Here is a 20,650-nt window from a genome sequence, read left to right as displayed (position 1 = left end):
CCGGGTTACTGCCGGGCGCGCGAACAGCCCACGAAGCGGCGGCGTGGCGAGCTACAACGCAGTGAGGAGCAGGCAATGGCGCGTTTCGGATACTTCCTGGCGAGCGAGGAGTTCACGCCGGCCGAGCTGCTGGAGCAGGCTCGCGCCGCGGAACAGGCCGGATTCACCGGCCTGGCGCTCTCCGATCACTACCACCCGTGGACGGGTGAGCAGGGGCAGAGCCCCTTCGTGTGGTCGATGATCGGCGCGCTCGCCCAGGCGACGTCACTGCCCGTGACGACGTTCGTCACCTGCCCCACCGTTCGGATGCACCCGGCGGTCACCGCTCAGGCCGTCGCGACCTCGGGGGTCCTGACGAGCAACCGTTTCCGATTCGGTGTGGGCAGCGGTGAGGCGCTCAACGAGCACATTCTCGGTGACCCCTGGCCGGCTGTCGATGTGCGCCTGGAGATGCTGGAGGAGGCGGTCCAGGTCATCCGGAGCCTGCAGAGCGGCGAGGAGATCACCCACCGCGGCAAGCACTACACGGTGGAGAACGCCCGTCTGTACACGGTGCCCGACGAGCCCGTGCCGATCTACGTCTCCGGGTTCGGTCCCAAGGCGGCGGCATTGGCCGGCCGGATCGGGGACGGGTTCGTCACGATGACCCCCGAGGCCGATCTGGTGGGCCAGTTCCGGCGCGCAGGAGGCGGCCAGAAGCCGATCCTCGGCGGCATGAAGGTGTGCTGGGGCCCCGACCGGGCCCAAGCGGTCAAGACGGCCCATCGGCTGTGGCCCACCCAGTTCCTGCCGGGCGAACTCGGTCAAGTGCTGCCCGACCCCGCTCACTTCGAGCAGGCCGCGACGCTCGTGACCGAGGAGGCCGTGGCCGACGGCATGGTCTGCGGCAACGACGTGGACGAACACGTCCGCGCCGTGGCGACCTACGTCGACGCGGGATTCGACGAGGTGTACGTCGGCCAGATCGGGCCCGACCAGCAGGGCTTCTTCGACTTCTATCGCAGCGAGGTCCTTCCGCGGCTGGACGCCCGCTGACCCTGACCCCCTACCTGGCCGGATGAAAGAGCCGGAGCCCGCCGAGACCGTGGCGGCGCTCCCGCATCCGGCACACTCCGCGCAGAAAGGTGCACTCCATGACCGACCGACGACTCGAAGGCCGCAGCGTCCTCGCCCTCGTCACCAACTACGGTGTCGAACAGGACGAACTGCTCGTCCCGCTGCGGGAGTTGCGCAAGGACGGCGTCGACGTCACCGTCGCCGCCGTGAGCACGGACCCGGTGCAGACGCTGCAGGGGGACAAGGACCCCGGTGAGAGCGTGGACCCGGACGTGTCCTACGAGGCGCTGGGCGCTGCCCCGCACGACCTCCTGCTCATCCCCGGCGGCACGCTCAACGCCGACCACCTGCGCCTGGAGGAGGCCGCCGTCGACACCGTGAAGGCGTTCGTCGCGAACGGCCGTCCCGTCGCCGCCATCTGCCACGGCCCGTGGGCGCTGGTGGAGGCCGACGTGCTGCGGGGCAAGACCCTCACCTCGTACCCGTCCCTGCGCACCGACATCACCAACGCCGGCGCCAAGGCGTGGGTGGACGAGGCGGTCGTCGTGGACACGGAGGGCGGCTTCCCGCTGATCACCTCCCGCACCCCGAAGGACCTGGACGACTTCGTGACGGCGATCCGCGAACAGCTCGGCCGCATCTGAGACGACGCAGGAGCGCGGGACGAGCCGTACCCGTACCCGAGCGGTTGCGCGGCGCGGACATGGTTCCGCCGAGGTGGCGCCGCGTTTGAACGCCGAGGGCCCAGGGGACCCGAGGCTCGGCCGTGAGCAACATCCGGCTCGCACAGAGAACTCGCACAGAGAAGCCGAACGCGTTCCACCGCTCCAGCACGGAAAGGGCAGACATGACCAGGCAACCACCCGACCCCGAGGTGCGCCCCGAGACCCCCGGCAAGCGTCCGCCCGCCGTGCCCCGCGATCTTCCCGACCAGCAGGCCGGAGCACACGAAGAGGACCCTCTCGACGTGCAGGGTCACCCCGAAGAAGGCCAGACGCAGCCCGACGAGGCCGAGCCCGACCATCGCGGCGATCCGCCGCCCGGTGGCTCGAAGACGGACCATCCCGTGCCCGACGAGCCGTCGGCCTGACCTGAACAACCTGATCCCGGCGCCCCGGTACAGGGCCGCCGGGATCAGTCATGCCCGAGGGGGCGTCGAGGGCCTTCCCGCAGCCCACCCGTGTCTGCGTACACCTCCGCGGCCCCTGCCGCCGGCGTCGGCTCGCATCAGATCCAGGCGCGCTGGACTGGCCGCCGCGTCGGATCCGGGACATATTCCGAAGAGGAAGCAGGCCCGAAAGCGACACCCGTCGGTGACGGTGCCGGCGGGGAGAGGCGGACGAGCCATGGGAGAAGCATGGGCGCGCTGAATCCTGAGCGCGGTCGCAGGGAGTCCGTCGACCAGCGAGCGGACCGGATGTGGATGGACCTCGTCCAGGAGATGCGGGTGGCTCTCACAGGGGTCCAGATCCTCTTCGGGTTCCTGCTCACCGTGGTCTTCACCCCGCGCTTCCCGGAGCTGTCCGACACCGATCGCACCATCTACGTCGTCACGGTCCTGCTCGGTTCGGCCTCCACCGGCGCGTTGATCGGGCCGGTCGCGTTCCACCGGCTCGTGAGCGGGCGCCGGATCAAGGCGCAGGCGGTGCGTTGGGCCTCACGTCTCACCATGGTCGGCCTCGTGCTGCTCCTGTGCACGCTGACCTCGGCACTCCTGCTCATCCTGCGGGTCGCGATGCATGACTGGATCGTGCCGTTCCTCGTCGGGGCCATCCTCGCCTGGTACGTGCTGTGTTGGTTCCTGCTGCCCCTCTGGGCCAGGGGACGCTACACGGAGACCGAGACGGACGGTTCCGGCGCATCCGGACCTCGTTCATGAGCGTGACCTCCGCAGCGACGCACGGGCGGCGAAGGTGACGACGCCTTACCTTCCCTGAGCGGGGGCACTCGGAGGATTCCGGGTTCCGGGCTCTTTGGCCCGGTCTGAAGAGAGGCAGAGGTAAATGTCGTCCGTCGCGCCTGCCAGTTCTTCCACCGATCTCGACGAATTGACGGAACACGCGTCAGCGCTGGCGGATTGCGGGCGGATCCGTCTCGTCCCGCACATGCTCGCGCTGCCCGAACAACACACGATGTCGGTGCGCACCCTGGACTCCGGGACGGTTTCCGGCGCGGAGTTCCTGGATCTGGCATCGCATGTCGGCTCGCGGTTCGTGTACGCGGAATTCGACTTTCTCGACGCGGTCACGGTGCTGGACGAGTCGACCGGAGGAGCACAGCGCGAATTCACCGGCGACGAGGCGTCCCGCTGGGGCGTTCTGCGTCGGCGTATCCAGGAACGCGACGGACGGTGCGCCTATGCGCGGCTGGCGTTCACCGACGGCCTGGCGTTGTTCTCGTGGTCGGGTGAAGCCGATTGGTTCGGTGCCCTCGCGGAGGAGTGGGGGGAGTTGGTGGCGGGCGACGACGCCGCATCGCATCACGGCGCCGACCGTGGGTACGCGGGGTGTTCGCTGCTCCAGGCAGTCACCTGTCATGTGGCGAGACGCCGCATGGTGTGAGCCCCTGGAAGAAGATCTCTGCTCATCGACGAAAGGAACGGTCATGCCCGCAGGAGCCAGCCGTAAGAGGGAGCGGCAGTACGAACACGTCAAGGAGAGTGCGAAGCAGCGCGGCGAGTCCACGAAGCGGGCGGAGGAGATCGCCGCGCGCACCGTGAACAAGGAGCGGGCCCGCAGCGGCGAGTCCCGGACGGCCAGCCGCACCTCGACCAAGGACCCCAAGTCGGCCTCGGAGCGCGGCGGCGAACGTTCTCACAAGGGAGCGCAGGGCCGCACCAGGGACCAGCTCTACGCCGAGGCGCAGCGCAAGAACGTCAGGGGCCGCTCCTCGATGAACAAGGCGGAGCTGGCCAAGGCCGTGGACCGCTGAGGCACACCTGCACGCGACGTAATTTGGGAGGCGTGTCGGCATGCGCGCTCTGACATGGCACGGAAAGCGTGACGTACGCATCGAGGAGGTCCCCGACCCCCGCATCGAGAAGCCCGACGACATCATCGTCCGTGTGACGTCGACCGGCATCTGCGGATCGGACCTGCACCTCTACGAGGTCTTCGGCCCCTACCTCGACCCGGGGGACATCCTGGGACACGAGACGATGGGCATGGTCGTGGAGACCGGTCCCGAGGTCACGGGAGTGGCTGTGGGGGACCGGGTGGTGATTCCGTTCAACATCTCCTGCAACACCTGCTGGATGTGCCGGCGAGGACTGCAGTCGCAGTGCGAGACGACGCAGGTGACGCCCATGGGCAGCGGAGCGGCACTGTTCGGCTACACGAAGCTGTACGGGCAGGTGCCCGGCGGGCAGGCCGAATACCTGCGGGTGCCCTTCGGCAACACGCTGCCCATCAAGGTGCCGGACGGGCCACCCGACGATCGCTTCGTCTACCTGTCCGACGTCCTGCCCACCGCCTGGCAGGCCGTGGAGTACGCCGACATCCCCCGCGGCGGCAGCGTCACCGTCCTGGGCCTCGGCCCCATCGGGGACATGGCGACCCGGATCGCCCGGCTGCGCGGTGCGGAACAGGTCATCGGGGTCGACCTGGTCGACGCCCGCCTCGAACGGGCCCGGCGGCACGGCGTGACCACGCTGGATCTGCGCGACCACGACAAGGATCTGGGAGACGCGGTACGTGACCTGACCCAGGGCCGCGGTACGGACGCCGTCATCGACGCGGTGGGCCTGGAAGCCCACGGGGCTCCGCTGGCCCAGGCCGCGCAGTGGGCCACCGGGCTGCTGCCCGACAAGCTCGCCCGGCCCCTGATGGAGAACGTCGGCGTCGACCGGCTCGGTGCCCTGCTGACCGGGATCGACGCGGTGCGCCGTGGCGGAACACTGTCGATCAGCGGCGTCTACGGCGGGGCCGCCAGTCCGCTGCCCCTGCTCACGATGTTCGACAAACAACTGCAGGTGCGCATGGGGCAGGCCAACGTGTGGCGCTGGATCGAGGACATCCGCCCGCACCTGACCGACGACGACCCGCTCGGCGTCGACGGCTTCGCCACCCATCATCTGCCTCTGCGCGAGGGCCCGGCGGCGTACGCCACGTTCCAGGCCAAGGAGGACGGCATGGTGAAGACGCTGCTGAAGCCGTGAGCGGCGCGTCCCGACGCCACGGCATGTGCCGTGTGATCGACCCCGGTACCTCCGGATCTGCACATCTCCAGATTTCCAGAAGGGAACGACATGGCTGGCCGAACTCGCTTTCCTGCCCGGCTCAGAGGGCCGGGAGCCCTGGTCACCGGAGGCTCCCGCGGGCTGGGACTGTTCCTCGCCCGGCGCCTGATCGAGCGCGGATGCACCGTGACCATCGCCGCCCGGGACGCGGACGAACTGGAGCGTGCGGCAGGCCAGTTGCGGGAGGAGACGGGCGCGACCGTGCACGTGGCGGTGTGCGACGTACGCGACCGGGCAGCGGTGCGCGAGATGATGCGCGTGATCCATGAACGCGACGGCCTGGACATCGTGATCGCCAATGCCGGGGTCATCCAGGTCGCACCTGTGGAGGCGGTCGGTCCCGAGGAGTTCACCGACGCCATGCAGACGATGTTCCACGGCGCACTGCACACGTCGTTGGAAGCGCTGCCCTATCTCCGCAGGACCCGTGGACGCCTCGCACTGATCGGGTCCGTCGGCGGCCTGCTCGGCGTACCTCACTTGCTGCCGTATTCGTGCGCCAAGGCCGCGGTCGGTGCTCTCGCCGAGGGGCTGCACGCGGAGACGGCAGCCGCGGGTGTGAGCGTCACCGCCGTCCACCCCGGCCTCATGCGGACCGGTTCGCACCGGCAGGCGGAGTTCGGCGGCGACACGAGTGCCGAGTTCGGCTGGTTCAGCGCTGCCGCGGGCGCCCCGCTGCTGTCCATGGACGCCGACCGGGCGGCCCGGCGGATCGTGGACGCGGTGATCCAGCGTCGCGCCCGCCTCGTGCTCACCGCACCGGCCAAGGCGGCCCAGCTCGCGCACGGCGTGGCACCGGGCCTGACCACCCGTCTGACGGGCCTCACCGCGAGGCTCCTGCCGTCCGCCTCGGGCCGAGGAGAACTGCGTCAAGGCGCTGAGGCCGGTCTGCCGCGCAACCCGCTCGCCCGGAAGATCCGGGCCTGGGGCAGCGCACGGAACGACCGGGCCGTACGCGATGCCAACCAACAGGAGCCCGGCCCCCGCACCAGTTCTTGACCTCGAACGCCAATAGGGCCTGGCCGGGGTCACCCGGCCAGGCCCTATTGGCGTTCGGTGGCCAGCCAGCCAGCCAGCCAGCCAGCCAGCCAGCCGGCGAGCCCGAGCAGGGTGATGCCGGTCAGGCCGTCGAGAATGAAGTACTCGACGAAGCCGCGAGGACGGCCCCGGGTCCCGCGGGCACCGCGAGGACCGCGAACCGTCCCAATGACGCGCTGGACGGGGCCGGTCGCGGCGGCGCCGACGGTGCCGGGGCAGGGATCGTAAGTCTCGTGGACAACGGGCTGTTTGCTCGCACGGTCGCCGGGCAAGCGGGTGTCAGTGCTTGGGACCACAGGCGCTCTGCCAGGAGCAAAGGCCCACTCCGGATGGGGTGTTGACCGGCTCCTGGTCATCCTTGCCGATCGCAACGATGAGGGAGCGAACCCTTATGCCTAATCGCCATGCGCACGACGACGCCCCTGACACCGCGCAGACGTTCCTGTACCTCGCGGCCACGCCTGAGGGACCCGAGCGGGACGTGCTGGTGGAGGAATTGGTGGAGGCGTGGCTGCCGATGGCACACCGGCTGGCCCTGCGGTTCCGCAACAAGGGCGAGAGCCTGGACGACTTGAAGCAGGTCGCCGCGTTGGGCCTGGTGAAGGCGGTGGAGCGCTTCGAGCCCGAGCGCGGCGCGTTCGAGTCGTACGCGGTGCCCACCATCACGGGCGAACTGCGGCGCCACTTCCGTGATCACGGCTGGGACGTACGTGTCCCGCGGCGCGTGCAGGACCTGCGCAACAAGGTCCGCGCTGCGCGCCGGGAACTGATCGACCAGCCCGGTCATACGAGCGAGCCCACGATGGAGGACGTCGCCACGCGAGCCGGACTGAGCCTCGACGAGGTCCGTGACGGCATGGAGGCGATGGACAGCTACACCAGCCTGTCCCTGGACGCCGAGCTGGGCGGGTCCGCGGACGGGTTCAGCCTTTCCGACACCCTGGGTAAGGCCGAGCCGGCCTACGACCTGATCACTGACCGCGAAGCCGCCAAGGAGGGGCTGCGCGCGCTCCCGGAGCGTGAGCGCAAGATCCTCTACATGCGCTACTTCGAGGACATGACCCAGGCCCGCATCGCGGAAGAGGTCGGCTGCTCCCAGATGCATGTCTCCCGGCTGATCACCCGCAGCTGCACGCAGGTCCGCGAGCACGCCCTCCAGGAGGGCGCCGACGCCTATCCGCAAGCTGCGTGAGCGAATAGAGGGAGGCGGCGCCGGGTGCGAGTCCATGCCCGGCGCCTCCGCCATGTCATCGACATCGACATCGCCGCGACCACGACCTGTCCGGCCAGGACGAGCGCGCTCGCCACTGGGACGAGGGCACACCGGTCGGGTGATGCCGTGAGACGCCGCCCGCTCAGCTAGCTCGTCGGGCCGATCGCGGCCTCGATGTGGGCGAGTTGGGCGGCGAGGAGCTCCTCGAACGCGGCGCGGCGGTCGACGCCGAGGGGGCGGACGTCACGGGCGAAGTGGGCCAGGGCGGGGAAGCGTTCGGGGTCGGCGCCGAGCACCGCGACGCGGAACAGCTCCATGCCCTGTTCGGACTCGTCCGGCGTGATGGTGCTGACCCCGGCCTCGGAGGCGATCAACGCGACGATGAGGACCGCGATGCGGTGGTAGCGCGCCGGGATCTCCTCGTCGGGCAGTCCCGAGGCGCGCAGGGCCTGCAGCAGTTCTTCCATGACCAGCCGGGAACCGGCGCCGCTTGACGCGTACCGTCCCCACACCCCGGCGAGCTGGGGTTGCCGGCCGAACGCCTCTCGCACGCGCAGCGCCAGGGCGGTGATGCGCTGCTTCCAGTCGCCCTCGGGGCGGTAGCCCTCCATGGAGGCCAGCAGGATCCGGTCGGCGACCGCGCGCAGCAGTTCCGTCTTGCTGCGGAAGTGCCGGTACAGGCTGGACGAATCCGTCCCCAGAGCCGCGGCGAGTTTGCGCACGCTGAACGACTCCGTGTCGCTCGTGCGCAGCAACTCCGCTGCCGCATCCAGGATTTCCTCGGTCGACCAACGCCTTCGGCCTGCCATTTCGCCCCTCTCGTTGGTCCGAGTCTAGCCCATGCACTTGGTGTTGCACGCACCGCGTGCATAATGAGGACATGGGCGTGCCGCACGACCCGGTGCCAGGGGGTCGAGGTGTCACGCGTGCCCTGTCGCCCGCCACCTGTCACCCGGGGCCGGCGGTCGACGTGGAGCTCACCTCGAACGATGCGAAAGGACGCATGTCGTGAGGAATTCACTGGATCCCGCGGCGCTGGACGCCGCCATCGAGAACGTCCACCGCGCCGGGATGCCGGGGCTGTTCGCCGAGGTGCGTGACGGCGAGCAGGTCTGGCGCGGCGCCGCCGGAGCGGCGGACGTCGCCACCGGCCGTCCGGTCACCGCCGACATGCGCCACCGCGTCGGCAGCATCACCAAGACCTTCACCGCCGCCGCGGTGCTGCAGCAGGTCGAGAGCGGCCGGATCGGCCTCGACGCACCCATCGGCCGGTACCTGCCCAAGCTGGTCCCCGGGGACCGCGGTGACGCGATCACGGTCCGGATGCTGATCAACCACACCAGCGGTCTCGCCGAGTACCTTCCGTACGCCTATCCCTCCCTCAAGGCGTTCCCCGTCCTCGCGGACACTCGGCCCCAGAGCCTGGACGACCACCGGTACACGAGGTTCGATCCCACGGAACTGATCGAGATGGGGGTGACGGCACCGGCCGTCGGCACCCCGGGCGGTACGCCGGGGCTGTACTCCAACACCAACTACCTGCTTCTCGCCCAGCTCCTTGAACAGGTGACCGGCTCCGTGGCCGAGCAGTGCATCACCCGGAACGTCATCGAGCGCGCCGGGCTCCGGCACACCGCGTTCCCCCAGGGAACGACAGTCGCGGGCCCGCACGCGCGGCTCTACGAATCGTGGTTCGGGATGATCGACCCGCCGCGCGACTACAGCGTCTACGACATGTCATGGGTAGGGCCGTCGGCCTCCCTGATATCGACCGTCGCGGACCTCAACCGCTTCTACCGCCTGCTGCTGGCCGGCGAGATCGTCAGCCCGTCGTCGCTCGCGCAGATGCAGCGCACCGTCCCGGTCATCTCCCAGGAGGGAAGCACGATCGACTACGGCCTCGGCCTCCACCCGCTGGATGCGCCGGGTCAGGCCACCTTCTGGGGGCACGGCGGTACGGTCTGGGGCGGCGGAGCGCTGGCCATGACCCGCGCCGACGGTCAGCGGCAGATGGCCGTCGCGATGAACCTGCAGAGGTGGAACGGGCTGGACGCCTCCGGCAAACCGCAGCCCCATCCGATCGACGGCGCGCTCGCGGCCCTCTCCCGCGTGGCGATGTACGGCTGACTTCTTCTCTGTGACCACTGGTGCGCACGCTTCGCGCATGCGAATCCGGCAGGCAGCTGGTTCTGTGTTTCTTCTGATCCGCAAGGGTTACTTGTGGCGATATGCCCCTCGGTCCGAAGGGCTGGAGAACGAGAGGCAGACAGCGCGCGTGAGGGAACGGTTTCATAGGGGTTGGGCCTGGTGGAGGCGGGCGTGGAGCGCGTCCGGGCACGAGCGCAACACCGTCCTGTTGATCGGGAAGTGCGTGGTGGCGTCCACCCTGAGCTGGTGGATCGCCCACGATCTGCTCAAGGCGACGTCACCGGCGTTCGCGCCGTTCTCCGCAGTGCTGACGATGAACGTGACGGTCTCGAAGTCGGTGTGGCAGACACTGCGCTACATCGCGGCGGTCGTGGTCGGGGTCGCGGTGCAGGCGGCGATCGGCTTCACGGCCGGGCCCGACCTGTTCGCGTTCGTACTGGTCGCCGTCATCGCCCTGAGTCTGGGGCAGTGGCAGGCGCTGGGGGAGCAGCGTTCCCAGGTCGGCACGGCAGCGTTCTTCGCGTTCTCCACCTATGCCTCGGCCACCACGAACAGTGACCGGGTCGCCCAACTGGGGCAGATCATCCTGCTGGTGCTGATCGGCTGCGGCATCGGCTTGATCGTGAACCTGTGCATCGCGCCTCCCCTGCGGTACCGCAGCGCGGAGCAGGGACTGCACCAGCTGGCGGCGGAGATGGAATCGCTGCTGGACGACATGGCGGACGGCCTGTGCAGCGGAGACGTGGACGCCGAGCGCGCCGAGCACTGGGTCGCCTCCGGCGAGCGGGTGCAGGCCGCGGTCGGCCAGGCCCGTGCGGGGCTCGAGGTCGCGGAGAGCAGCGTGTCCCTCAACCCCCGCCGGTTCCTGCCCGCCCACCGCAGCTACCTCACGTTCGCCCGCTACCGCCAGACTCTGAACGCCATGGAGCGGGCGGTGTACCAGCTGGCCTCGCTCACCCGCAGCCTGGGCCGTTGGCGGGACACCGAGAACACGTACACCTACGGTCCCGTGCTGACCGCCTACGCCGCCTTCGCGGGGAGTCTGCGCGACATCGCGCACGTCATCGCCGAACTCGACGCCGACACCCTGGCGGGTCAGGCAGAGGAGATGTGCAAGCTCGCCGGCACCGCCCAGGAGGCGCTCCAGAACGTGCTCAGCGCCGCCGACGAGGACCAACTGCCGCTGGCGGACGCCTCCCGGCCCTACGGCGTCCTCATCGTGGAGGCGACGCGCCTGATGGAGGAGTTCCAGAACACCTGCGACGTCCTCAAGGACACCAGCGAGGGCTGACGCCGGGCATCGGCATCCGGGAGGTCGCGGTGTCGGCGGGACCGCCGCGTATCAGGCTGCGTTCTTGGCGCGGCGTCCGGTGCCGCCGCCGAGTGCCTTGACGAGTTCGGCCCGGCTCATCTTGGAGCGGCCGACAACGTCCTGCTTGCCGGCTCGTTCGTACAGTTCCGCTTTGCTCAACTGCTGCAGTTCGTCGGCCGCCGCACGTCGGTTCGCGTTCGACGTGGCACGGCCGGTCCTGGACGGGGACTTCCCGGCGGTGGGCCGGCTCGTCGTCTTGGACGCGCGTGTCGTGCCGGTGGTGCTCTTCTTCCGCTTCTGTCGTGGTGCGGCGGGTTTCTTGCCGCTGGTGTCCTTGGCCTGATCGAGGCTGCCCCGGAGGACCTCCATCAGGTCGACGACGTTGGTCGCCTCAGGGGCTTCCTCCGCCGCGGCGATCTCCTGGCCCTCGGCCTTGGCCTTCACCAGCTCCTGTACTTGCTTCTGGTAGGTGTCGCGGTAGCGGGTGGGGTCCCAGGGCGCGTCGAGGGCATCGATCAGCTGGAGCGCCATGGTCCGTTCCTTGCCCTTGCCGACGCGACCGGTGGGCAGTGCGGGCAGTTCCTGGCCGGGATCGCGGACCTCGTCGGCCCAGTGCAGGGTCTGCAGCACGAGAACCTTCTCCTCGGCTCGCAGCGCGGTCAGATACTGCTTGCCCCGCATGACGAAGGTGGCGATACCGGCCTTGCCCGCCTCGGCCAGCGAGGCCCGCAGCAGCTCGTAGACCTTCGTGTAGTCCTTGCCGCGCGGGGCGAGATAGTAGGTGCGGTCGAAGTAGACCGGCTCGATGTCACCGAGGTTGACGAAGTCGCTGATGTCGATGGTCCGGGAGCGGCCGGGGGCGATCTCCTCCAGCTCCTCGGGCTCGACGACGACGTACTCGCCCTTGGCCGCCTCGTAGCCCTTGACGATGTCCTCGGGTGCCACTTCCTCCCCGGTGCGTTCGTTCACGCGCCGGTTGCGGATCCGGTCGGCCGTGCCGCGCTGCAACTGGTGGAAATGGACCGCGTGATCCGTGATCGCGCTGTAAAGACCGACCGGCACGCTCACCAGTCCGAAGGTGAGGACACCGGTCCAGATCGCACGCGCCATGCCCGCCGCTCCCATCCCGCCTGCCGCCACGGACGCCAGCCGTACAAGATCCCTCTCGTCCCCCTCCACGCTGGCACCCCCGCTCACGGGGCGCGCGCTGGGAGGGGCACGAGCAGACCCGAACAGTCCTGCACAGGGAGTGTCTTCGCGAGCGGGTTCGTACTCCGTCCGGCCTACTGGCCGCGCCGCCCGGACGTCGGGCTGTCATGGATGAGGGTGTGCGCGGTGTCCCCTGGACGGGAGTGCCGTCGGGCCGCGCGAGGAACGAGGACCTCCTTCATGCGTGTCATACCGACCCTCGCCATCAGCGCCCTGACCACCGCGAGCGCTCTCACCATTGCCCTGCCGTCCGCCTACGCGGGCGACCAGCCGTCGTTCTCGGCGTCGCCCAACCCCGCCAAGCCGGGCGACTCGGTGATCCTCTCCGTGTCCGGCGGCTGCGACGCCGACTCGGCCACGGCCAGTTCCGACGCCTTCGACGGGGACGTCACCCTGTCGACCGGCTCGGCCCGCGTCTACACCGGTACAGCGAAGGTCAGCTCCACCGTCCAGGCCGGGTCCTACAACGTCGACGTCGACTGTGACGGCGGTACGTCGACCTACAGCTTCACGGTGTCCGGGGCAGTCGTGCCGACTCCGATGCCGACGATGCCGAATCCGCTCCCGAACCGTGGTGTCCACGCCGGTGTGGGCGGTTCCCAGGGCGGTATGGACCCCGCGTACATCGCAGGCGGTGTCGGCCTGGTCTCGGCGGCGGGCGGCTACGCCTGGCTCCGGTCGCGCAGGCCGCGCGAGGAGTAGCGGCCGGCTTCGAGGCGGCGCAGGGTGCCCTGGCACACCGGCAGGGAAGGCCGGTGCAGTGGGGCTCCGCGCTGGGGGTCAGGTGTGCAGGTCGAAGCCGACCGGATCGTCGGGGGCGGCCGCGCAGGCGGCGTAGACCGTGTGGGTGCCGCTGTGCGGCTTCACGTCGGCGGTGACGACCGCTTCGCCGGTCAGGGTGTGGCTGTCCGGCCCCGTGGGCTTGAGGTCGACCGGCTCGACGGGCGTGTGAGCGGTCGTGCCGTCGCCGACGAGCTGCCCCTCGGCGCGGGCGCCGGCCTCCGGATCGGGACAGCCGGTCAGGGTGACGGCGACGTGGTCCCCGGCGCGCACGGTGGCGGGGCTGAGGGTCAGTGTGGGGTGGTCGGCGGGCACGTGGGTGCTGATGACGGACGTCGTCAGGGTGGCGACGGCCAGGGTGCCTGCCAGGGCGAGCTCGGCGAACACGCGGGTCTCCAGGGTCAGGTGAGCGGGGCTTTGCACGCGATGCGATGCGTGGCCTGTTCGGGGACGAGTCCGAGGGGTTTGCCCGTGGAGCGCTCCGCGGTCTTGCGGGCGATCTGGCCGACGATGTGTGCGGCGGGCTGGATCTCCTCGCGGGGCGTGGAGTGCGGGGCGTCTGCCGGTACGTGGGGCGGGGCGGCGAACGCGGCGACGGTCGGCAGGGCGGTGGCGGCGAGAGCGCCGCACACGATGAGCAGGGCTCGCAGACGCGCGGACACGAGGCGTCGGACCTTCCAACTGGTGGCGGGCACCGAGGCCCGCCCCGGATTGCGTCCCACAGCATCCTGGGCGGGCCTCGGTCGGGGAGGTTGCTCACCGCCGGTCATGGAGGAGGCCGTGGCGGTGAGCGGTCAGGACGGCGCTGTCCTGGTCGGGGGTGGTGGTCCGGCGCGCTCCCGTCGAGGGATCTCCCGCCCTCGCGGGGGCGCCGGACCGTCCCGCCGTCAGACGGCGGGAGTCAGGGTGACCGTGCCCGGGTCGGTGGAGGGGACGATCGGTGCCGGGGCGGGCTTGGTGTCCTCGTCCGGCTGGGGCTTGGTGTCCTGGTCGACGAGGCCGCCGTCGTGCTCATCGGGCACGACGGGGTCGGGGTCCGGGGTCGGGTCGGGGTCCGGCGTCGGGTCCGGGTCCGGAGTGGGAGCCGGGGCGGGAGCCTGGTCGATCCACGACTTCAGCGAGCCGTCCGGATTCAGCACGACGTGCATGCCGTTGTGCTCGCCCGCGGCGGAGCGGCCGTGGGCGTCCAAGGTGCCCAGACCCGCCATGGAGGCCTGCCAGTGGTTCGGGGCGAGCTTGTAGATGCGCGCCATCGAACCGTCGGCGAGGGTGTCGTTGCGTACGTGCTCACGCTTGTTGGGCTGCGGCTTGGGCTTGGGCTTGGGCTGCGGCTTGGCGCGGTCGGCCCAGGAGGTGACCTGCCCGTACTTGCTGAGCTTGACGTGCAAGCCGTTGAGGTTCGCGGCCTTGGACTTGCCGAAGGCGCTCAGCACCGCGATCTTCTTGCCGTGGAACAGGATGTCGGCCTGGTACTTGTTCTTGCCGAGCTTGTAGACCTTCGCGGTGTGCCCCTTCGAGGCCAGCTTCACGGTCTTCACGTAGACGCGCTTCGTCTTCGTGTGGTGCGCGGCGGCTTCGACGGAGGCCGGGGCCTGGTGCTGGGTGGCGGCCAGGGCGCCGGAGGCGGCGCCGAGGGTGATCGCCGTGGTGGCGGTCGCGGTGATGATGCCGGTACGCAGGGCGCGGGGGGTCATACGCATGGGAAAGGGGCCCTCTCGGGTCGCGGTTCTCGTGGTGATGGCCGCCGAGCCGGTTGCTCCGTGGCGACATCTACGAAGTTACGCACCCCACATCAAGCTCACCCATAGAGGATGTAACGACCAAAAGGCATACATAACGCAAATTCTTCACAGCGTGCCGCGGGTGGCAGGAAATCCTCTGGTGGCGCCCTTCCGGTGCCCCGCGCCCCGCTCCGGCGGCTACTGGGCGTAGAGGAAGTTCTGGCCACCGTCGGTGGTGGCTTTGACGGTGAGGGAGCCGTCGAGGCCGCCGCCGTGCAGCGTCAGCCGGGAGCCCTTCAGCTCGGCGCCGCCCTCGCCGGGCTTGATGGGGATGGCGAAGTAGCCCTTGCCGTCCTGGTCGATCTCCCCGACCGTGACGTTCTCCGCGCGCAGCCGGCCGCCGGCGGGCTTGAAGGTCACTTTCGCCTCGGGCGTGATCGTGACGGGGAGTTCCTCGGTGGTGTAGAAGCCCTTGCCGCCCATGCTTCCCGAGACCGATTCCACGGGCAGCATGAGCACGCTGTGCCCGGCGTCCTGGACGTTCTTGACGAAGGGGTCGATCGACTTGGCCAGCTCCGCGTTGGTGGACTTCACGCCCTTGTCGATGCCCTCTTGCACGTTGTCCGGGGCCTTCTGGGCGTCCGAGGGGGCAACGCCCTTGAGGAGTTCCGCCAGGGGTGTGGTGGGTTCGGTGGTGAGTTTCTTCTTGAAGTCCTTGCCCTGGGCGTCGGCGTTGAGCAGCGCGACGGTGCCGATCGCGTAGGGCTCGATTCCCTTGGACGCGACGGCCATCGGCTTCAGCGTCGTGGCGAGTCGGTCCCGTACCTGCGCGGCGTCGGTCGGCTTGTCGACCTCGGTCATGGCCAGCGTGTACTGCTCGAAGTACTTGGCGGTGCCTTCCAACAGGTCCGTCGCGTCCTGGCCCTTGGCGTCGTCGGGGTAGTCCTTGCGCCACTCGGCGTTCCACCAGGCGGCTTCGGACAGGTGCTGGTCGCGCTCGTCGGGGCTGGTGAGAGCGGACAGGAGGCTGTTGTAGACCATGGCCCGGTCCACGCGCGGGCCCGACTTGAGCGGGTACATCTCGGTGCGGTCGCCTTCGTCCTGCTCGTTGAGCGTCTTCAGCGAGGGCCACTGCCGGGGCTCGTTCTGGACGTAGGGGTGGAACTGTTCGTGGCCGGCCAGAGCGAAGGTGTACCCGGGCTGGGGTGCGGTGAGCCCCGTCGGGTCGGACTTCTGGCCGCGTCCCAGGTCCTTCGGCACGTGGATGATCAGCGAGGGCTTGTCGTCCCAGGTGACGACGTCGAAGGCGTCCTCGGCCGGGATGTCGATCTTCGCCTTCTCCAGGTCCTCGGCAGACACCGTCGTCTTGCCGTGCGTGTCCACGGCGAACGTGTCGGTTCCGTCGGTGAGCAGCAGGTTGTGGCCGGCGAAGTCGGCGCCCGGCCAGACCTGGCCGGTGTGCGGCCAGGCTGTCGCCACGTCCTTCTGTACCCGGTCGACCAGTTCGTCGAAGGAACGGGGCGCCCCCGTCGAAGCATCCTGGGGCTCAGCGGCCTGGGTCGTGGTGCAGCCGGCCGCCACGAGGGCGACGAGGGCCAGGCCGATCCGGGGGCGTAGCTGACCGGGCATGCGCATGAGAAGGAGCTCCCACCGGTGGAAGGGACACGTACCCCTGCCACGCTGGCGCCGGCCTCGCGTGCGGGCCTGCTGGGTCATCTGTACGGGTGCACGCCTTACGCCGGGTGGCGCAGTGGTGCGGTCGTCCGACGGTGGGCGCTCGACAGTGGACGTATGCCCCTCACACACGTAAAGCGCGGCAGGACCCGGCGTACGGGTGCCGCCTGCGCGCTCACGACTCTTGTTGCCGCCGTGGCGCTGACAGGGTGCGGAACGGAGGACCTGGTCGGCGGCGGCGTTGCCCGCACGGGCGCGTCCCAGGCCGGGAAGGCGGCCTTCCAGGCGGCAGGGCACCCCCTCAAGGGCAAGCTGACCTGCTCGAGCGACGACACGTCCGACTCCCGCATGGTCGTCACCTGCACGGGCACCACCGAGGACGGCGAGCCCGCGAAGATGACCGCCGACCTGGGCACGGACTCCCAGGTCGTCAGTGGCGACAACCCGAAGGTCCGGGGTGCCTCCATCACGGGAACCGTCGGCGGCCGGCAGGTCTTCAAGAAGGACTGCATCGGGAACTGCTGAGGTTCCCGCCCCCGCGGTGCGGGTGGCATGGCGGCGTCGGCCCCATGCGCCGCGGGAACCGATGGATCAGGGCTTCACGAACTGCACGGCGTACAGGCGCGGGTAGCTGTAGCGCTCGTAGCGCACGGCTTTGACCATGGCCCGGATGAGCAGCACCCAGGAACCGATCTCCCATGCGGCGAACAGGACGATCCAGCCGATGAACCAGTAGCCGACGCTGAAGCTCAGCGTGGCGAAGACCGGGAGGAACAGCAGCAGTGCGAATCCCGCGAGCCACAGGACGTGGGTGAGGGCGAAGTTCAGGGCTGTCGTGGCGTTGCGCCGGGTGTGGGCGTCCTTGGCCTTGCGGCGCAGGAGGAACGGCACGATCGCGCCGAAGGGCAGGAGGGCCAGGATCTTGGCGAGCGCGAGGCTGAAGTGCGCCCAGAAGGCCTTGTCGGTGTCGTGGAAGGCGGCCGCGCCGCGCGGATGAGCGGGCCGAGGCCAGGCCTGCTGCGTGGTCATGGTGTTCACGGTGGTCATGGGCGTCATGTGTATGGCTCCCCGTCGGCCCCCCTGGGTGACCACTCCACCGTAGGAGACGCAGGTCACAGTGCCCGCAGGCTTGTGTAACAGGCACCCTGCGACTTCCCGTCGGGCGGCTGACGGCGCGGAGCCGGTCAGTGGCGGCGGACCAGGGGGAAGGGGAGGGTCTCGCGGATGGTGCGGCCGGTGAGGAACATGACGAGCCGGTCGACGCCGATGCCGAGGCCGCCGGTGGGCGGCATCGCGTATTCGAGGGCGTCGAGGAAGTCCTCGTCGAGCTCCATGGCCTCGGGGTCCCCTCCGGCGGCGAGCAGCGATTGCGCGGTGAGGCGGCGGCGTTGCTCGACGGGATCGGTCAACTCGCTGTACGCGGTGCCCAGTTCGGTGCCGAAGGCGACCAGGTCCCAGCGCTCGGCGAGGCGGGGGTCGAGGCGGTGCTGGCGGGTCAGCGGGGAGACGTCGGTGGGGAAGTCCTTGTAGAAGGTGGGCAGTTGCGTCTTCTCCTCGACGAGCCGCTCGTACATCTCCAGGACGACGTCGCCGCGTTGGTCGTCCGGGGTGTACGGCACGTCGGCACGGTCGCAGTGCCGGTGCAGGGCGTCGAGGGAGGTGTCGGCGTCGATCTCCTCGCCCAGCGCCTCGGAGATCGCGCCGTAGACGGTCTTGACCGGCCAGGCCCCTGAAATGTCGTGCTCGACGCCGTTCTTGCGGGCGACGGGGGAGCCGAACGCGGCCGTGGCGGCGCCCTGGATGAGCTCTCGGGTCAGGTGCAGCATGTCGTCGTAGTCGGCGAAGGCCTGGTAGGCCTCCAGCATGGTGAATTCGGGGTTGTGCTTGTAGGAGACGCCTTCGTTGCGGAAGGTGCGGCCCATCTCGAAGACCTTCTCCATGCCGCCGACGCACAGCCGCTTGAGATACAGCTCCGGGGCGATGCGCAGATACAGGTCGAGGTCGTAGGCGTTGATGTGGGTGGTGAAGGGGCGGGCGTTGGCGCCGCCGTGGATCTGCTGGAGCATCGGCGTCTCGACCTCCAGGTAGCCGCGCTCCAACAGGCCCTGGCGCAGGGCCTGGACGGCACTGGAGCGGGCGCGGACGATGTCGCGCGCGTCGGGGCTGGCGATCAGGTCGACGTAGCGGTTGCGGACCTTGGCCTCGGGGTCGGTGAGGCCGCGTCGTTTGTCGGGCAGCGGGCGCAGGCACTTGCCGGTGAGCTGCCAGTCGGCGACGAAGACGGTGAGGGTGCCCCTGTCGCTGGCGCCGACCTCGCCGGTGGCGGTGAGGTGGTCGCCGATGTCGGTGCCGGAGGTGAACGCGTCGACGAGGTCCTGGCCCGATCGGTCGCGGGTCAGGGCGAGTTGACGGTCCCCGGTCCAGTCCCTGAGCACGGCGAAGACGATGCCGCCGAAGTCGCGGACCATCATGAGGCGGCCGGCGACGGTGACCGTGCTGCCGGTGAGGTCTTCCGTGAGGGCGGCGAGGGCGTGGCTGCGGGCGGGCAGCCCGACCGGGTAGGGGTCGATGCCGGCGTCGCGCAGCCGGTCCAGTTTGCGGTGGCGCACGCGGATCTGGTCGGGCAGCCGGGCGGGGCCGGTCTCCTCGGGTCCCGTCAGGCCCAGGGCCTCGATGGGCGGCAGGCCCTCGGTCGTGGCCGGTGTGGTGACACCGTCCGGGTGGCGCCGCTTGCCCCACAGCTTGCGCAGCGACGGTACGGAGACGAACCCCTCGGCGATGCCGGACGCCAGGCCGATGCGGGCGAGGAAGGCGGTGTCGCCGTAACAGATGAAGCGCGGGTACCACTCGGGGTGGTACTTGGCGTTCGAGCGGTAGAGGGCTTCGAGCTGCCACCAGCGGGAGAAGAAGAGGAGCAGGTTGCGCCACAGGCGCAGGACGGGACCCGCGCCGATGCGGGCGCCCTCCTCGAAGACGGAGCGGAAGACGGCGAAGTTCAGGGAGACGCGCCGGATGCCGAGCCTGCCTGCCGCGTCGCACAGTTCGGCGACCATGAACTCCATGATGCCGTTGGGTGCGCTGCGGTCCCGGCGCATCAGGTCGAGCGAGACACCGTCCTTGCCCCAGGGCACGAAGGACAGCAGGGCCAGCAGGCGGCCGTCGGCGTCGAGGGCTTCGAGGAGGACGCAGTCGCCGTCCTGCGGGTCGCCGAGCCGGTCGAGAGCCATGGAGAAGCCGCGTTCGGTCTCGGTGTCGCGCCAGGCGTCGGCCTTGTCGACGATCGCCTCCATCTCCTCGTCGGTGAGGGTGGCGTGGCGGCGGATGCGGCAGGTGGCGCCGGTGCGGCGCACCCGGCCGACGGCTTGGCGGGCGACGCGCATGTCGCGGCCGTCGAGGTCGAAGTCGGCGACGTTCAGGATCGCCTCGTCGCCGAGCTGCAGGGCGCCGAGCCCGGACCGTGCGAACGCGGTGGCGCCCTCTTCGGAGGCGCCCATGACCGCCGGGGACCAGCCGTAGCGGCGGGCTACGTCGAGCCAGGCGTCGATGGCGTGCGGCCAGGCCTCGCGGTCGCCGACGGGATCACCGCTGCCGAGGCAGACACCCGCCTCCACGCGGTAGGTGACGGCCGCCTTGCCGCTGGGGGAGAAGACCACGGCCTTGTCGCGGCGGGTGGCGAAGTAGCCGAGGGAGTCCTGGGATCCGTAGGCGCCCAGCAGGGCGCGGATGCGGGCCTCCTCGTCGCCGTGCAGGGCCGCCTCCATGCGCTGCGACCGGAACAGCACCGCGCAGGCGTTGAGGAGGGCGAGCGCGCCGAACAGGCCGAGGAAGAAGTACAGCGGCCGGGGCGGACTGCCGTCGTAGGAGCCGGCCGACACCAGCCCACCGCACACGCGGTCCGCCGCCCACAGCAGACGCTGACCGGATCGAAGAGTCCCGGGGAAGAGCGCCACCAGCCCCCAGCCGGCCGCCACGGCCACGACGAGCCCCAGCAGGAGAGCGCCCAACGCCCGGCGCACCGAGCCGCGCCTCGTGCGGGCGTAGAACTCACCCCGCGCCACCCACAGGACGGCGAAGACGAGCGCGCACACGATCAACGAAGGCAGCGAGTCCGAGAACAGTCCGACACCGACACCCAGCGCATCCACCGCGATCAGCAGTCCGAGGTAGACCATGACCAGCCACCAGGCGACCTTCTTGCGCGCCGCGGTGGCCCCGGCGAGCAGCAGCAGGAAGGCGGCGTAGGCGAGGTTCGCGCGGACCGG

The 20,650-nt window shown here is 70.0% G+C and carries 22 protein-coding genes; 13 read left to right on the top strand and 9 right to left on the bottom strand.

What is annotated here, in order from left to right; all coding sequences use genetic code 11:
* The first annotated feature begins 75 nt into the window (after positions 1–75).
* The 8 genes from G3I40_RS12465 to G3I40_RS12430 all read left to right on the top strand — a co-directional run bounded on the left by G3I40_RS12465 (position 76) and on the right by G3I40_RS12430 (position 6,292).
* A complete protein-coding gene (locus G3I40_RS12465) occupies positions 76–1,035 on the top strand; it encodes an LLM class F420-dependent oxidoreductase (protein ID WP_164302223.1) in 960 nt (319 codons plus the stop codon).
* Positions 1,036–1,133: 98 nt separating this feature from the next.
* Entirely contained in the window at positions 1,134–1,700 is a 567-nt protein-coding gene (locus tag G3I40_RS12460) for a type 1 glutamine amidotransferase domain-containing protein (protein ID WP_164302222.1), read from the top strand.
* Between the two features lie 203 nt (positions 1,701–1,903).
* Positions 1,904–2,146: a hypothetical protein gene (locus G3I40_RS12455; protein ID WP_164302221.1), complete on the top strand. Its 243-nt coding sequence runs from the start codon at positions 1,904–1,906 to the stop codon at positions 2,144–2,146.
* Between the two features lie 267 nt (positions 2,147–2,413).
* The gene (locus tag G3I40_RS12450) at positions 2,414–2,935 is read left to right on the top strand and encodes a DUF6328 family protein (protein ID WP_164302220.1); all 522 of its coding nucleotides are present in this window, start codon (positions 2,414–2,416) and stop codon (positions 2,933–2,935) included.
* Positions 2,936–3,059: 124 nt separating this feature from the next.
* Positions 3,060–3,617 (top strand): hypothetical protein, encoded by a 558-nt coding sequence (locus G3I40_RS12445; protein WP_164302219.1) that lies wholly within the window; start codon positions 3,060–3,062, stop codon positions 3,615–3,617.
* Positions 3,618–3,660: 43 nt separating this feature from the next.
* Positions 3,661–3,987, top strand: a complete 327-nt coding sequence (locus tag G3I40_RS12440) for a plasmid stabilization protein (protein WP_164302218.1) — start codon at positions 3,661–3,663, stop codon at positions 3,985–3,987.
* Between the two features lie 40 nt (positions 3,988–4,027).
* The gene (locus G3I40_RS12435; protein ID WP_164302217.1) at positions 4,028–5,212 is read left to right on the top strand and encodes a zinc-dependent alcohol dehydrogenase; all 1,185 of its coding nucleotides are present in this window, start codon (positions 4,028–4,030) and stop codon (positions 5,210–5,212) included.
* A 90-nt stretch (positions 5,213–5,302) separates the two neighbouring features.
* Positions 5,303–6,292: an SDR family NAD(P)-dependent oxidoreductase gene (locus G3I40_RS12430; protein WP_164302216.1), complete on the top strand. Its 990-nt coding sequence runs from the start codon at positions 5,303–5,305 to the stop codon at positions 6,290–6,292.
* A gap of 44 nt (positions 6,293–6,336) precedes the next feature.
* Here G3I40_RS12430 and G3I40_RS12425 read toward each other — a convergent pair whose 3' ends face one another.
* On the bottom strand, positions 6,337–6,603 hold the full coding sequence (locus G3I40_RS12425; protein ID WP_164302215.1) for a hypothetical protein: 267 nt from the start codon (positions 6,601–6,603) through the stop codon (positions 6,337–6,339).
* A gap of 119 nt (positions 6,604–6,722) precedes the next feature.
* On the opposite strand from G3I40_RS12425, the gene G3I40_RS12420 reads away from it, so the two are divergent.
* Entirely contained in the window at positions 6,723–7,523 is an 801-nt protein-coding gene (locus tag G3I40_RS12420; RefSeq protein WP_239091691.1) for a SigB/SigF/SigG family RNA polymerase sigma factor, read from the top strand.
* A 167-nt stretch (positions 7,524–7,690) separates the two neighbouring features.
* Here the strand turns inward: G3I40_RS12420 and G3I40_RS12415 are convergent, their stop codons facing one another.
* Positions 7,691–8,353, bottom strand: coding sequence for a TetR/AcrR family transcriptional regulator (locus G3I40_RS12415; RefSeq protein WP_164302213.1), 663 nt, complete (start codon positions 8,351–8,353; stop codon positions 7,691–7,693).
* Positions 8,354–8,552: 199 nt separating this feature from the next.
* Here G3I40_RS12415 and G3I40_RS12410 point away from each other — a divergent pair, with 199 nt between their 5' ends.
* Positions 8,553–9,671, top strand: a complete 1,119-nt coding sequence (locus G3I40_RS12410; RefSeq protein WP_164302212.1) for a serine hydrolase domain-containing protein — start codon at positions 8,553–8,555, stop codon at positions 9,669–9,671.
* A gap of 247 nt (positions 9,672–9,918) precedes the next feature.
* The gene (locus G3I40_RS12405) at positions 9,919–10,983 is read left to right on the top strand and encodes an aromatic acid exporter family protein (protein ID WP_343244908.1); all 1,065 of its coding nucleotides are present in this window, start codon (positions 9,919–9,921) and stop codon (positions 10,981–10,983) included.
* Between the two features lie 51 nt (positions 10,984–11,034).
* Here the strand turns inward: G3I40_RS12405 and G3I40_RS12400 are convergent, their stop codons facing one another.
* Positions 11,035–12,114 (bottom strand): Ku protein, encoded by a 1,080-nt coding sequence (locus G3I40_RS12400; protein WP_164302210.1) that lies wholly within the window; start codon positions 12,112–12,114, stop codon positions 11,035–11,037.
* 279 nt (positions 12,115–12,393) lie between these two features.
* Here G3I40_RS12400 and G3I40_RS12395 point away from each other — a divergent pair, with 279 nt between their 5' ends.
* Positions 12,394–12,915 carry a hypothetical protein gene (locus tag G3I40_RS12395; protein ID WP_164302209.1) on the top strand — a complete coding sequence of 174 codons (522 nt, stop codon included), beginning with the start codon at positions 12,394–12,396 and terminating at the stop codon, positions 12,913–12,915.
* Positions 12,916–12,993: 78 nt separating this feature from the next.
* Here the strand turns inward: G3I40_RS12395 and G3I40_RS12390 are convergent, their stop codons facing one another.
* From G3I40_RS12390 to G3I40_RS12375, 4 genes are all read right to left on the bottom strand, one after another.
* On the bottom strand, positions 12,994–13,416 hold the full coding sequence (locus G3I40_RS12390) for a hypothetical protein (RefSeq protein WP_164302208.1): 423 nt from the start codon (positions 13,414–13,416) through the stop codon (positions 12,994–12,996).
* Complete coding sequence (locus G3I40_RS12385) at positions 13,395–13,655, bottom strand: hypothetical protein (protein WP_164302207.1); 261 nt, start codon at positions 13,653–13,655, stop codon at positions 13,395–13,397. The genes G3I40_RS12390 and G3I40_RS12385 overlap by 22 nt, the downstream gene beginning before the upstream one ends.
* A gap of 225 nt (positions 13,656–13,880) precedes the next feature.
* Positions 13,881–14,693: a hypothetical protein gene (locus G3I40_RS12380; RefSeq protein ID WP_164302206.1), complete on the bottom strand. Its 813-nt coding sequence runs from the start codon at positions 14,691–14,693 to the stop codon at positions 13,881–13,883.
* A gap of 219 nt (positions 14,694–14,912) precedes the next feature.
* Entirely contained in the window at positions 14,913–16,349 is a 1,437-nt protein-coding gene (locus tag G3I40_RS12375) for a hypothetical protein (RefSeq protein ID WP_164302205.1), read from the bottom strand.
* A 156-nt stretch (positions 16,350–16,505) separates the two neighbouring features.
* Here G3I40_RS12375 and G3I40_RS12370 point away from each other — a divergent pair, with 156 nt between their 5' ends.
* The gene (locus G3I40_RS12370; protein ID WP_164302204.1) at positions 16,506–16,913 is read left to right on the top strand and encodes a hypothetical protein; all 408 of its coding nucleotides are present in this window, start codon (positions 16,506–16,508) and stop codon (positions 16,911–16,913) included.
* Positions 16,914–16,979: 66 nt separating this feature from the next.
* Here the strand turns inward: G3I40_RS12370 and G3I40_RS12365 are convergent, their stop codons facing one another.
* Positions 16,980–17,444, bottom strand: a complete 465-nt coding sequence (locus G3I40_RS12365) for a DUF4870 domain-containing protein (RefSeq protein WP_164302203.1) — start codon at positions 17,442–17,444, stop codon at positions 16,980–16,982.
* Positions 17,445–17,572: 128 nt separating this feature from the next.
* Positions 17,573–20,650, bottom strand: a 3,078-nt coding sequence (gene lysX, locus G3I40_RS12360) for a bifunctional lysylphosphatidylglycerol synthetase/lysine--tRNA ligase LysX (RefSeq protein ID WP_164302202.1), incomplete at its 5' end; no start/stop codon positions are given.

Source organism: Streptomyces sp. SID14478, from assembly GCF_010548525.1.
Lineage (GTDB): Bacteria > Actinomycetota > Actinomycetes > Streptomycetales > Streptomycetaceae > Streptomyces.
The sequence above is the reverse complement of the archived record's forward strand: the minus strand, read 5'-3'. Positions and strand labels throughout refer to the sequence as shown.